The organism is Serratia marcescens subsp. marcescens ATCC 13880, from assembly GCF_017299535.1.
GTDB lineage: Bacteria > Pseudomonadota > Gammaproteobacteria > Enterobacterales > Enterobacteriaceae > Serratia > Serratia marcescens.
The window spans coordinates 4316488-4328437 of the sequence record NZ_CP071238.1 but is presented as its reverse complement, the minus strand read 5'-3'; the positions used below and the strand labels follow the sequence as shown (position 1 = coordinate 4328437).

At 61.1% G+C, this 11950-nt stretch carries 15 protein-coding genes; 3 read left to right on the top strand and 12 right to left on the bottom strand.

What is annotated here, in order from left to right; all coding sequences use genetic code 11:
- Window positions 1-13: 13 nt before the first annotated feature.
- The gene (locus J0F90_RS20655) at window positions 14-448 is read left to right on the top strand and encodes a DUF29 domain-containing protein (protein WP_016930094.1); all 435 of its coding nucleotides are present in this window, start codon (window positions 14-16) and stop codon (window positions 446-448) included.
- A gap of 36 nt (window positions 449-484) precedes the next feature.
- Here the strand turns inward: J0F90_RS20655 and hemW are convergent, their stop codons facing one another.
- From hemW to J0F90_RS20625, 6 genes are read right to left on the bottom strand one after another with little or no spacing between them, the layout of a single operon-like run.
- Complete coding sequence (gene hemW / locus J0F90_RS20650; protein WP_033639390.1) at window positions 485-1627, bottom strand: radical SAM family heme chaperone HemW; 1143 nt, start codon at window positions 1625-1627, stop codon at window positions 485-487.
- Window positions 1620-2213 (bottom strand): XTP/dITP diphosphatase, encoded by a 594-nt coding sequence (locus J0F90_RS20645; RefSeq protein WP_004937429.1) that lies wholly within the window; start codon window positions 2211-2213, stop codon window positions 1620-1622. Before J0F90_RS20645 ends, hemW begins: the two co-directional genes overlap by 8 nt.
- Window positions 2214-2231: 18 nt before the next feature.
- Entirely contained in the window at window positions 2232-2522 is a 291-nt protein-coding gene (gene yggU, locus J0F90_RS20640) for a DUF167 family protein YggU (RefSeq protein WP_004948014.1), read from the bottom strand.
- On the bottom strand, window positions 2519-3073 hold the full coding sequence (locus J0F90_RS20635; RefSeq protein WP_004937436.1) for a YggT family protein: 555 nt from the start codon (window positions 3071-3073) through the stop codon (window positions 2519-2521). Before J0F90_RS20635 ends, yggU begins: the two co-directional genes overlap by 4 nt.
- A 31-nt stretch (window positions 3074-3104) precedes the next feature.
- Entirely contained in the window at window positions 3105-3926 is an 822-nt protein-coding gene (gene proC, locus J0F90_RS20630; protein WP_033639391.1) for a pyrroline-5-carboxylate reductase, read from the bottom strand.
- A 19-nt stretch (window positions 3927-3945) separates the two neighbouring features.
- Window positions 3946-4653, bottom strand: a complete 708-nt coding sequence (locus J0F90_RS20625; RefSeq protein ID WP_033639392.1) for a YggS family pyridoxal phosphate-dependent enzyme — start codon at window positions 4651-4653, stop codon at window positions 3946-3948.
- Between the two features lie 20 nt (window positions 4654-4673).
- Here J0F90_RS20625 and J0F90_RS20620 point away from each other — a divergent pair, with 20 nt between their 5' ends.
- Window positions 4674-5696 carry a type IV pilus twitching motility protein PilT gene (locus tag J0F90_RS20620; RefSeq protein ID WP_033639393.1) on the top strand — a complete coding sequence of 341 codons (1023 nt, stop codon included), beginning with the start codon at window positions 4674-4676 and terminating at the stop codon, window positions 5694-5696.
- Here the strand turns inward: J0F90_RS20620 and ruvX are convergent.
- The 6 genes from ruvX to J0F90_RS20590 all read right to left on the bottom strand — a co-directional run bounded on the left by ruvX (window position 5693) and on the right by J0F90_RS20590 (window position 9895).
- A complete protein-coding gene (gene ruvX / locus J0F90_RS20615) occupies window positions 5693-6115 on the bottom strand; it encodes a Holliday junction resolvase RuvX (RefSeq protein WP_015379046.1) in 423 nt (140 codons plus the stop codon). The two genes, J0F90_RS20620 and ruvX, sit on opposite strands and share 4 nt — an antisense overlap.
- The gene (locus J0F90_RS20610; protein ID WP_033635940.1) at window positions 6115-6678 is read right to left on the bottom strand and encodes a YqgE/AlgH family protein; all 564 of its coding nucleotides are present in this window, start codon (window positions 6676-6678) and stop codon (window positions 6115-6117) included. Before J0F90_RS20610 ends, ruvX begins: the two co-directional genes overlap by 1 nt.
- A 145-nt stretch (window positions 6679-6823) precedes the next feature.
- A complete protein-coding gene (gshB, locus tag J0F90_RS20605) occupies window positions 6824-7774 on the bottom strand; it encodes a glutathione synthase (protein WP_016930084.1) in 951 nt (316 codons plus the stop codon).
- Window positions 7775-7784: 10 nt separating this feature from the next.
- Window positions 7785-8516 carry a 16S rRNA (uracil(1498)-N(3))-methyltransferase gene (gene rsmE / locus J0F90_RS20600; protein ID WP_004937458.1) on the bottom strand — a complete coding sequence of 244 codons (732 nt, stop codon included), beginning with the start codon at window positions 8514-8516 and terminating at the stop codon, window positions 7785-7787.
- A 69-nt stretch (window positions 8517-8585) separates the two neighbouring features.
- Window positions 8586-9281 carry a deoxyribonuclease I gene (gene endA / locus J0F90_RS20595; RefSeq protein WP_015379043.1) on the bottom strand — a complete coding sequence of 232 codons (696 nt, stop codon included), beginning with the start codon at window positions 9279-9281 and terminating at the stop codon, window positions 8586-8588.
- A 101-nt stretch (window positions 9282-9382) separates the two neighbouring features.
- Window positions 9383-9895, bottom strand: a complete 513-nt coding sequence (locus J0F90_RS20590) for a SprT family zinc-dependent metalloprotease (protein WP_033639394.1) — start codon at window positions 9893-9895, stop codon at window positions 9383-9385.
- A gap of 349 nt (window positions 9896-10244) precedes the next feature.
- On the opposite strand from J0F90_RS20590, the gene fumA reads away from it, so the two are divergent.
- The gene (gene fumA / locus J0F90_RS20585) at window positions 10245-11891 is read left to right on the top strand and encodes a class I fumarate hydratase FumA (RefSeq protein WP_033639395.1); all 1647 of its coding nucleotides are present in this window, start codon (window positions 10245-10247) and stop codon (window positions 11889-11891) included.
- The last annotated feature ends 59 nt before the right edge of the window (window positions 11892-11950 follow it).

The window sequence follows — 11950 nt, the reverse complement described above, 5'->3', positions numbered from 1 at the left end:
TACGGAGGACGCTATGAGCCATACACGTTACGAAACCGATGTTGTTGCCTGGGCAAATGAACAGGCCGCTCTTTTGCGCTCCGGAAAATTGTCTGAGATCGATATTGAAAAGATCGCCGAGGAGATTGAGGACGTGGGGAAGAGCGAGCAAAGGGAACTTGCTAGCCGGATGACGGTGCTGATTGCACATTTGCTTAAATGGAAATATCAGCCGGCCAGGCGCGGAACCAGCTGGGAAAGAACGATTAAAGCGCAGCGCAAAGAGGTGCTTTACAGCTTGAAAGAGTCGCCCAGCCTAAAAGGTAAACTGAGCGATGCCGATTGGCTGGATGTCGTCTGGTCGAAGGCCGTTGCGCTCGCCACGGCCGAAACCGGGCTGGATGTGTATCCGGAAAACGGCATCTGGGAAACTCAGCAGATTCTGTCTCAGACGTTTTACCCGGATTAACACCAATAAAAAAGCGCTGATTATTCAGCGCTTTTTTTACTCGTCGTCCGCCAGAAACAGTTCCAGCAGCGAGTTGAGGAACAGCTTGCCCTTCTCGGTGATCTGCCAGTGCTCCGCGGTTTCTTCCAGATAGCCTTTGGCCAGCGCCTCGTCCAACTGCGGGCGAATGACGCTTTCCGCCAGCCCGGTGTAGTTGACAAAGTCGGCGCGCGGCGCGGCTTCCAGCAGGCGGAAGCGGTTCATGAAGAATTCGAACGGCCGATCCGCCGCCGCCACCTCATGCTGCTTGTCCATGTAGTCGCCGCGCATAAAGCCGCGCGGGTGCTTGGTCTTGGCGGTGCGCAGGATGCGTCCGTCGCTGAAGGTCACCTTGCCGTGCGCGCCGCAGCCGATCCCCAGGTAGTCGCCGAAGCGCCAGTAGTTGAGATTGTGCTGGCATTGGTAGCCCGGCTTGGCGTAGGCCGAGGTTTCATACTGCTGGTATCCGGCGGCGCTCAGCAGCTGGTGGCCGCGCTCGAAGATGTCCCACAGCGCGTCGTCGTCCGGCAAGACCGGCGGGCGTGAGCTGAACAGGGTGTTCGGCTCGATGGTCAGCTGATACCACGACAGGTGCGGTGGATTGAGGGCGATCGCCTGGCGCAGATCGTCCAGCGCCTCTTCCAGCGACTGGTCCGGCAGGCCGTGCATCAGATCGAGGTTGAAGCTGTGCAGGCCGAGGCCGGTCGCCAGCGTCGCCGCGCGTTTGGCTTCTTCCGGGCCGTGGATGCGCCCCAGACGGTTCAGCTTCTCGGCGCTGAAGCTTTGCACCCCGATGGAGATGCGGTTGACGCCGGCGCGCTGGTAGCCGCTGAAGCGATCGGCCTCCACGGTGCCGGGATTGGCTTCCATGGTGATTTCGGCGTCGTCGGCGACGCGAATGCGCGCTCGCACGCCGTCCAGCAAGGCCTGCATCGCCTCGGCGCTCAGCAGGCTGGGGGTGCCGCCGCCGATAAAGATAGTGCTGATTTCCCGGCCGCCGGCCAGCGGCAGGTCGGCATCCAGATCCGCCAACAGATGATCGACATACTCCTGATGCGGCACGTCACCCTTCAGCGCATGGGAGTTGAAGTCGCAGTACGGGCATTTCTGCACGCACCACGGGATATGGATGTAGAGACTCAGCGGGGGCAGCTTAAGCATTGCGCATGGCTTCCAACATCAGCTTCAGCGCCTTGCCGCGGTGCGAAATCGCCCGCTTCTCGTCGCGGCTCAGCTCGGCGGCGGTGCGGCCCAGCTCCGGCACGTAGAAGACCGGATCGTAACCGAAACCGCCTTCACCGGCGGCCTGTTCGGTGATTTCGCCGGCCCAGCTGCCGTGGAACACCAGCGGCGTCGGGTCTGCCGCATGGCGCAGATAGACCAGCACGCAGTGGAATTGCGCGCCGCGCCGGCCCGGCGCCACGTCTTTCATCGCCGCCAGCAGCTTGTCGAGGTTCTGCCGATCGTCGGCATCTTCGCCGGCGTAGCGCGCGGAGTAGATGCCCGGCGCGCCGCCCAGCGCATCTACCGCCAGACCGGAGTCGTCGGCGATCGCCGGCAGGCCGGTGACCTGTGCCGCATGGCGCGCTTTCAGGATGGCGTTTTCGATAAATGTCAGGCCAGTTTCTTCGGCGGATTCCACGCCCAGATCGGTTTGCGCGACCACGTCCAGGCCGAAATCGGCCAACAGGTCGGCAAGTTCGCGCACTTTGCCCGGGTTACCGGTGGCAAGAACGACTTTTTGCATAAGTGACTACCTTGAAAATTATTCGATGAGCGCCGCGACCACGGCGGGGATCTGTTGCGGATTCACGATGCGTAACTGTTTATGCCGCCCCAGTTCGCCTTTCTCGATGGTGACGTTGCTTTTCGCCACTTTGAACTGCTTGGCGATAAACTTGATCAGATGGGCGTTGGCTTGGCCGTCGACCGGCGGAGCGGTGATGGCGACTTTTAGTTCGTCGCCATGCAAGCCGATAATTTGGTCGCGGCTGGCTTTCGGCTGAATATATAGCCTGATCGCCAGCCCGTCCAGCACCGGAGTGACCGCACTCACAGCAGGAACCAGATCTCGCCGAACAGATCCATGCCCAGGTAGTTGATCAGATAGAGGATCAGGATCACTACCATGGCGGAAAAGTCGATGCCGCCCATCGCCGGGATGATGCGACGGATCGGCGCCATCAAGGGTTCGGTCAGTTGGTACATCACGTAGTCGATCGGGCTGCGGCCCTGGCTTACCCAGCTCATCAGCGCACGAATGATCATCACCCAGAAGATCAGGTAGCCGGCGGACTTCACCAGCGAGATCAGACCGAACAGCAGGTTATACGGGCTGAGCGACATCGCGCCGCCCTGAATCAGCAGCAGCAGCGGGTACTTGATGGTCATCAGCAGGAACGCCAGCAGCAGCGAAGCGCTGTCGATGGGCCCCAGTGACGGGATGATGCGGCGCAGTGGGCCGACCACCGGCTGGGTGATCTTCACCACAAACTGTGAGAACGGGTTGTAAAAATCGGTGCGCGCCCACTGCATCCAAATGCGCAGCAACAGCACCATCACGTACAGATCAATAACGGTCTTGACCAGGAAAGTCAGCGTTAGCATGAAGTGGTCCTTCTCCTTAACTCGCGGTTATTTAAAATAATTTTTCCATCTCTTGGGCGCGGGAAACGGCGGCCTGCATCGCTTGCCCCACGGTTTCCGGCAGTTGGCGTTCGTTGAACACCCGCAGCGCTTCGGCGGTGGTGCCGCCTTTGGAGGTCACCTGTTCGCGCAGCGTGCCCAGCGGCGTATCCGGGTTGGCTTCCACCAATGCGGCGGCGCCGGAAGCGGCCTGTTGCACCAGATCGCGCGCGGTCTGGCTGTCGAAGCCCATGCGCTCGGCCTCTTTTTGCATCGCCTCCATAAACAGGAAGAAATAGGCCGGAGCGCTGCCCGCGGCGGCGATCACGCCGTTGATGCCATTTTCGTCATCGACCCAGCAAACTTTACCGACCGACGCCATTAAATCGCCGGTGTAATCGCGATCCCGCTGGCTGACCTGCGCCGGCGCGTACAGCCCGCTCATGCCCTTGCCGACCAGCGACGGAGTGTTGGGCATGATGCGCACGATGTCCAGCTTGTCGCCGAGCAGCTGATAGAAACGGCTGACCTGAATGCCGGCGGCGATCGACAGCACCAGCTTGCCGCTGAAATCGACCTGCTCGCGCAGCGGCTGGCAAACGTCGGCCATCAGCTGCGGTTTGACCGCCAGCACCACCACCTCGGCCTCGCGCGCGCAGGCGACGTTGTCGCCGCTGCTGACGATGCCGTAGTCCGCCGCCAGTGCGTCACGGTTTTTCGCCGAGGGGGCGCAGACGCTGATGGATTTGGCTGGATAGCCGCCCGCCACCAGGCCGGCGATGATTGCACGCGCCATGTTGCCGGCGCCGATAAAGGTAATCTTGCGATGTTGCATCAAATCCCTCGTCTGTGTGTCAGGCCTGCGAGTAGTCGCGGGCGCCAAAAATTGCGGTGCCGATGCGCACCAGGGTGCTGCCTGCGGCGATCGCCGCCGCCATATCGTCCGTCATGCCCATCGACAGCGTATCGGCCTGCGGATAACGCTGGCGCAGGGCGAGAAAGGCGTCGTTCATCCGGCTGAATACCGCCAACTGCCGCTGATAATCCGCTTCCGGCGCCGGGATGGCCATCAGGCCGCGCAGCGTCAGGTTCGGCAGCGCGGCTATCGCGTCGGCCAGCGCCGGCAGCTCGCTTAACGCGATGCCGGATTTGCTTTGCTCGTCGCTGATGTTGATTTGAATCAGCACGTTGAGCGGCGGCAGGTCGGCCGGGCGCTGATCGCTCAGGCGCTGGGCGATGCGCAGCCGATCCACGGTATGACACCAGGCGAAATGTTCCGCCACCAGCCGACTCTTATTGGATTGCAGCGGGCCGATAAAGTGCCACACCAACTCGCCGCCCTGCGGCGACTCGGCGAAATGCCGGATCTTGTCTACCCCTTCCTGCACGTAGTTCTCGCCGAAGGCGCGCTGGCCGGCGGCGATGGCTTCTTCGATCGCCGCCACAGGTTTGGTTTTGCTGACTGCAAGCAGAGCAACTTCTTCCGGCGCCCGCGCGCAATTTCGCGCGGCGGCCGCGATGCGGTTTCTGACATCCTGCAGGTTCTGTTGGATAGTGCTCATTATTGACCCGGGAGAGTGATATGGATATCGATGAATTCGTGGCCCTTAGTGTAAAGCATAATGCTTCCGATCTGCACCTTTGTGCCGGTCATCCGCCGATGTTGCGCATCGACGGTGAACTGCAGCCGCTGGCGGCGGCGCCAACGCTGACGGCGCAAGGCGTGCAGGCCCTCTGCGACGGATTGCTGAATGCGCAGCAGCGCGAGAGCCTGCGGCGGCTGGGGCAGGTCGATCTGGCGTTGCACAGGCCGGGCGGGGAGCGGTTGCGCGCCAACGTTTTTCAACAAAACGCGGGGATTTCTCTCGCGTTGCGGCGTATCGCCGGGCAATCGCCTTCGCTTGCCGAGCTGGCGGCGCCGGCCATTGTCCCGGCGTTGCTGCGGCGCGACGACGGGCTTATCTTGGTCACCGGCGCCACCGGCAGCGGCAAGTCCACCACGTTGGCGGCGATGATCGACGAGATCAACCGGCACCAGCAGCGGCACGTTTTGACGCTGGAGGATCCGATCGAGTTCCTGCACCGCAGCCGGCGATCGCTGATCCAGCAGCGGGAGATCGGCCGCGACAGCCACAGCTTCGATGCGGCGTTGCGCGCCGCGCTGCGCGAAGATCCGGATGTGATCCTGCTGGGCGAGCTGCGCGATACCGCCACCATCCGGCTGGCGCTCACTGCGGCGGAGACCGGCCACCTGGTGCTGGCGACGCTGCATACCCGCAGCGCGCCGCAGGCGGTGGAACGGCTGGTGGACGTGTTTCCGGCGGAAGAGAAGCCCTATGTGCGCGCCCAGCTGGCCGGCAGTCTGCAGGCGGTGATCGCGCAAAAGCTGATGAGGCGGCCCGGCGGCGGACGCGTGGCGATCTTTGAAGTGCTGACGGCGACGGCGGCGGTCAGCAACCTGATCCGCGAAGGGAAAACGCATCAGTTGGCGAGCGTGTTGCAAACCGGCGCGCAGTCCGGCATGCAAACCTTTGAGCAAGGTTTGCAGCAGCGGATCGACGCCGGCGTGTTGGGAGAGTGCGCGGGGGAAAGGGCGGGCGTTTAGCCCAGTTGCCGTTCGAACCAGCTTTCGAGGATCACCACCGCGGAGGCGGAATCCACGCTGCCTTTATCAAGCGCGCGGAAGCCGCCGCGATCGAACAGGTTGGCGCGCGCTTCCACGGTGCTCAGGCGCTCGTCATGCAGATCGATCTGGATGCCGAAACGGCCGTGCAGGCGGTTGGCGAACTTGCGCGCCTGGGCGGTAACGGGTTGTTCGGTGCCATCCATGTTCAGCGGCAGGCCGACCACCACCAAATCCGGTTGCCACTCCTTCAGCAGCTTTTCGATTTTCAGCCAGTCCGGCGAGCCGTCCTGCGCTTTGAAAGCCGGCAAGGCGCGGGCGCTGCCGGTCAACTCCTGGCCGACGGCCGCGCCGATGCTTTTGGTGCCGAAGTCGAAGGCGATAATGGTGCGGTTGCTCATCAGGCGTGTCCTGCGTGGTTGGCGATGCTGCGAATGTCGATACCCAAAAGGTTCCCCGCCTCGCGCCAGCGGCTGGCGATCGGCGTGCGGAACAAAATGTCGGTGTTGGCTTCGATGGTCAGCCAGGCGTTTTCCAATACTTCCTGCTCCAACTGGCCCTTTTCCCAGCCCGCATAACCCAGCGCCACCAGCACGTCGTCCGGTTGCTCTGGCGTGCCGAGCGTTTCCAGCACGTCTTTCGAGGTGGTGATCATGGTGTTGGGCGAAATTTGAATGCTGGCGCCGAAGCCGTGGCGCGGCGTATGCAGGATAAACCCGCGATCGTCCGCCAGGGGGCCGCCGGCGAACACCGGTTTGTCCAGGCTGATGGCCGGATCGCGCGCAGGCGGCATGATCTTCAGCTTGCTCAGCACCGTGGCTACCGTGAACTGCTCCACCGGTTTATTGATCACCAAACCCATGGCGCCTTCTTCGTTATGCTCGCAGACGTAAATCACCGAGCGCTTGAAGCGAGGATCCTGCAGCGTTGGCATGGCGATCAGAAAATGGTGCTGTAAATTCATGGCGTTAGTATAAGGTAATCAATGGGTGAGAAAATAAACAGCCGCCAGTATGCGGCTATACCCGCCGCCTTTCAAGCCGCGCGCAAAGGCGAGCTTTGGCGGGCGCGATACGGGATAGCGGGCGGCATGCCGCCCGCATGACGCATTACTTCGCCGCCAGGCGTTTTTCAATCGCGTCCATCAGCATGCCGGTAATCGAAATCGGGAATGCCGCCTCAATCTCGCGCGCGCAGGTTGGGCTGGTGACGTTGATTTCGGTCAGGCGATCGCCGATCACGTCCAGGCCGACGAAGATCAGCCCTTTCTCTTTCAGCGTCGGGGCGACGGCGCGGGCGATTTTCCAGTCGCTTTCGCTCAGCGGGCGCGCTTCGCCGCGGCCGCCGGCCGCGAGGTTGCCGCGGGTCTCGCCCTGCGCCGGAATGCGCGCCAGGCAGTAAGGCACCGGCTCGCCGTCCACCACCAGGATGCGTTTGTCGCCGTCCTTGATCGCCGGCAGGAAGTTCTGCGCCATGCAGAAACGGCTGCCGTGTTCGGTCAGGGTTTCGATGATCACCGACAGGTTAGGATCGTCCTGCTTCACGCGGAAGATAGACGCGCCGCCCATGCCGTCCAGCGGTTTCAGGATGATATCGCCGTGCTGCTGGTGGAATTTGCGGATGTGCGCGGCGCTGCGGCTGACCAGCGTATCCGGCGTCAGTTCCGAGAACCAGGCGGTGAACAGCTTCTCGTTGCAGTCGCGCAGACTTTGCGGCTTGTTGACCACCAGCGTGCCTTTAACTTCGGCGCGTTCCAGAATGTAGGTCGCATAGATGTATTCGGTATCGAACGGCGGATCCTTGCGCATCAGGATCACGTCCAGTTCGTGCAGCGCCAGATCCTGCTCGGCGCCGAAGCTGAACCAGCTCTCCTTGTCTTCCTTCACGCTCAGCAGGCGGGTGCGCGCGCGCCCGTCACCGGCGTGCAGATAGAGATCGTTCATCTCCATGTAGTGCAATTCGTAACCGCGGCGCTGCGCTTCGAGCAGCATGGCGAAGCTGGTGTCTTTCTTGATGTTGATGGAATCGATAGGATCCATCACGATGCCGAGCTTAATCATCTTTTCTCCTTTAACCCAAGTCGCCGAAGCGGACCTGCAGAGCGGTAATGGCGGTGAGCGCTGTGGTTTCGGTACGCAGAACGCGTGGTCCCAGCAGAATATCAGTAAATCCGTGGTCGGTGGTCATGGCGATTTCGTCGGCGGACAAACCGCCTTCCGGGCCGATCAGCAGGCGAACATGATCCACCGGCTGCGGCAGCGTGTTGATGCTGTGGCTGGCGCGCGGGTGCAGGTTGAGTTTCAGGCTGCCGTCCTGCTCGGCGCACCAGGCTTCCAGCGACATCGCCTCGCGGATTTCGGGAATGCGGTTGCGGCCGCACTGTTCGCAGGCGGCGATGGCGATCTTTTGCCATTGCTGGATTTTCTTCGCCAGACGCTCGCCGTCCAATTTCACGCCGCAGCGCTCGGAAAACAGCGGGGTGATGACGTTGACGCCCAGCTCGATGGATTTCTGGATGGTGAACTCCATCTTCTCGCCGCGCGAGATCACCTGGCCCAGATGCAGGTTGAGCGGCGATTCGATGTCATCCACGCGGCCGTCGCCGAGGCGCACCAGCACGCTCTTTTTGTCCACCCGGATTATTTCGGCGTCGAACACCTGGTTGCTGCCGTCGAACAGCTGCAGCGCCTGGCCGGCGCTCATGCGCAGCACGCGCCCGACGTGGTTGGCGGCGTCCTCGCTGAGGGCGATCTCCGCCCGGTCGGTCAACGGCTGCGGATGGTAAATGCGGGGTATGCGCATGGGTAGTCTGATCCTGACGAAACGGCGCCGCGGGTTAGCGGCGCCATGAAAGATAAAGGCTATAGTAGGTTAGCTTTTCCGCTGCTGACAAGCCTGTTGAATATAGGGGTTGTGGTTGCCCTGCACCTTGGCGATACGTGCTTCGCGCTGACATTCCCATTGGCTCACCGGATATTGCCGGTTCCACACCTCGAACAGCTGGGTTTGCTGGCGTGACAGCCGCAGCTGGTAGCGATCGCGCATGTAGAAGTAGGTGCGGGCAATGGCGCCGCGGGCGCGGGCGGGCGGCTCCGCCTGTTTATTCTTGAAGTCCACCTTCATTGGGCATTGCCCGTACTGGCCCGCGCCGCCGTTCCATTGGCTGTACATGAAGTTGTTGCGGTCGCCGTTCACTTCGCCGATCGCCGGCTGCAGGTTGTGCAGATCGGTTTCTATCTGGCGGTAGGTGGCGTCCTTGTTGCAGTTTTTGCGCCCGCCGTCCTGCCAGCACTGCAGCTGGTGGCCGAATTGCCAGGCAGGCACCACGTGTTCCCACTCGATGCGTTGCGCGCGCTGGGCGTTTTTACGCACCTGATAGCCGCAGCCGGCGAGATCGGGAATGCCCTTCTTGCCTTGCCACTCGATGCGGCAGCCGCAGTAAAAACTGCCCGGCGCATCCTGGTTAATCTTGGCCGCCGCCGTCTTGGCTTGAGAGAAGTTATTGATGCCGTGCGCCTGTGCGGCGCCTGCGGCGAAAACCGCCATAAACAAAATTCTGCGAAGCATATTCCAAAACAGCTCAAAATTGGAAAAGCAGGCAGGGTAACGGAACTTGCCGGCAGTGGCAAATGGCGATATTTACTTGTTTTAACGTATAAATCGTTTAACTAAAGGTTCTCGCTAGCAAGAAATTTCAGTTTTTCACCGCACCGGCGGCAGCGGTATTCGCTTTCGCCGCGCAGCACGCGGTTATGGCGGCGAATGGTGAGCTGGTGCTGCCCGCAGCCGCAGCGGTAGGGGAAGGTTTTGCTTTGCACCGAGGCGGTTTCGAAACGATGAGTGCGGCTGGCGGGCGTCAGCAGCACGCTTTCCATCACCCAGCGCCATTCGCGGCCGTGCGGCGCTACCCGGCCGAATTGGCGAAACACCAGCAGATGCGCCAGCTCGTGCGGCACCACTTCATCGATAAACGGCTGTTGGTTTTCCAGCAGCAGCACCGGGTTCAGACGGATTTCCCAGCTTTGCAGCCAAGCGGTGCCCGCGCTGGTGCCGCGTTGCTGATAGACGATGCTGGGTTCGGGGAACTCGACGGCAAAATGCCGGCGAGCCAACTGCAGCTTTTCTCGCAGGCAGCGCATCACCGCTTGTTGCAGCGCGATAGGGATTCTCGGTTTGTTCATTGCGGCTAGCTTAAGCAATGGCGCGGCGGCTGACAATACGCCCCGGCGCAAATCGCATCCGGCGCTTTTTCGCCACATTGATAAGACGATCGCCGCCGATGGATTGTAATCAATGTGTTAACTGCGGGATAATAAAGCGTGCATGATGAGCCTGTACCCGCAGTTCTCACCGAGCAAGGTTGAAACGCCGCCTGTGGTAATCCCTTACGCAAAGAGAGGTTATTTTGCGATTTGGCGCAATAACTGACTGATTAAAAATACGTAAGGTGGAGGCAGTTTTTTGACAAGGCGCCGAGCCGTGCGCCGCAAGTGTGAATTTAACGCAGCTGATGTTGCAAGTGAGAGATCAATGTCGAATAAACCGTTCCACTATCAAGATCCGTTCCCGCTGAAGAAAGACGATACCGAATATTATCTGCTGAGCCGCGACCACGTTTCCGTGAGCGAATTTGAAGGCCAGGAAATTCTGAAAGTTGCCCCTGAAGCGTTAACCCTGCTTGCCCAGCATGCGTTCCACGACGCCTCGTTCATGCTGCGCCCGGCGCACCAACAGCAGGTGGCCGATATCCTCGACGATCCGGACGCCAGCGAAAACGACAAGTACGTTGCGCTGCAATTTCTGCGTAACTCAGAAATCGCCGCCAAGGGTATTTTACCGACCTGCCAGGACACCGGCACGGCGATCATCGTCGGCAAAAAGGGCCAGCGCGTCTGGACCGGCGGCGGCGATGAAGAAGCGCTGTCGCGCGGGGTCTACAACACCTACATCGAAGAGAACCTGCGCTATTCGCAAAACGCCGCGCTGGATATGTATAAAGAGGTCAATACCGGCAGCAACCTGCCGGCGCAGATCGATCTCTACAGCGTGGACGGCGAAGAGTACAAATTCCTGTGCATCGCCAAGGGCGGCGGCTCCGCCAACAAAACCTATCTGTACCAGGAAACCAAGGCGCTGCTGTCGCCGGGCAAACTGAAAAACTACCTGGTCGAAAAGATGCGCACGTTGGGCACCGCGGCTTGCCCGCCGTACCACGTGGCGTTCGTCATCGGCGGCACTTCGGCGGAAGCGACGCTGAAAACTGTCAAGCTGGCCTCGACCAAGTATTACGATGGCCTGCCGACCGAAGGCAACGAGCATGGCCAGGCGTTCCGCGATCTGGAACTTGAAGCGGAATTGCTGCAAGAAGCGCAAAACCTGGGGCTGGGCGCGCAGTTCGGCGGCAAATACTTCGCGCACGATATCCGCGTGGTGCGCCTGCCGCGCCACGGCGCCTCCTGCCCGGTCGGCATGGGCGTCTCCTGCTCGGCGGACCGCAACATCAAAGGCAAGATCAACCGCGACGGCATCTGGCTGGAAAAACTGGAGCACAATCCGGGTAAATTCATTCCTCAGGAGCTGCGCCAGGCCGGGGAGGGCGAAGCGATCAAGGTCGATCTCAACCGCCCGATGGCCGAGATCCTCAAACAGTTGTCGCAGTATCCGGTTTCCACCCGCCTGTCGCTGAGCGGCACCATCATCGTCGGCCGCGATATCGCGCACGCCAAGCTGAAAGAGCGTCTGGATCGCGGTGAAGGCCTGCCGCAGTACGTCAAGGATCACCCGATTTACTACGCCGGCCCGGCCAAAACGCCGGAAGGCTACGCGTCCGGTTCCTTGGGGCCGACCACCGCCGGACGTATGGATTCCTACGTCGATCTGCTGCAATCTCACGGCGGCAGCATGATCATGCTGGCGAAAGGCAACCGCAGCCAGCAGGTGACGGATGCCTGCCACAAGCACGGCGGCTTCTACCTCGGCAGCATCGGCGGCCCGGCGGCGGTGCTGGCGCAGCAGAGCATCAAGAGCCTGGAGTGCGTGGAGTACCCTGAGCTGGGCATGGAAGCGATCTGGAAAATTGAAGTGGAAGATTTCCCGGCGTTTATCCTGGTGGATGACAAAGGCAATGACTTCTTCCAGAAGATCCAGGCCGGGCAGTGCTCCAGCTGTCTGAAATAATCGCTGCCCCCTCCACCGCCCGCGGGCGGTGGAGGGGATTGTGTAAAGTCCTGTAGCTT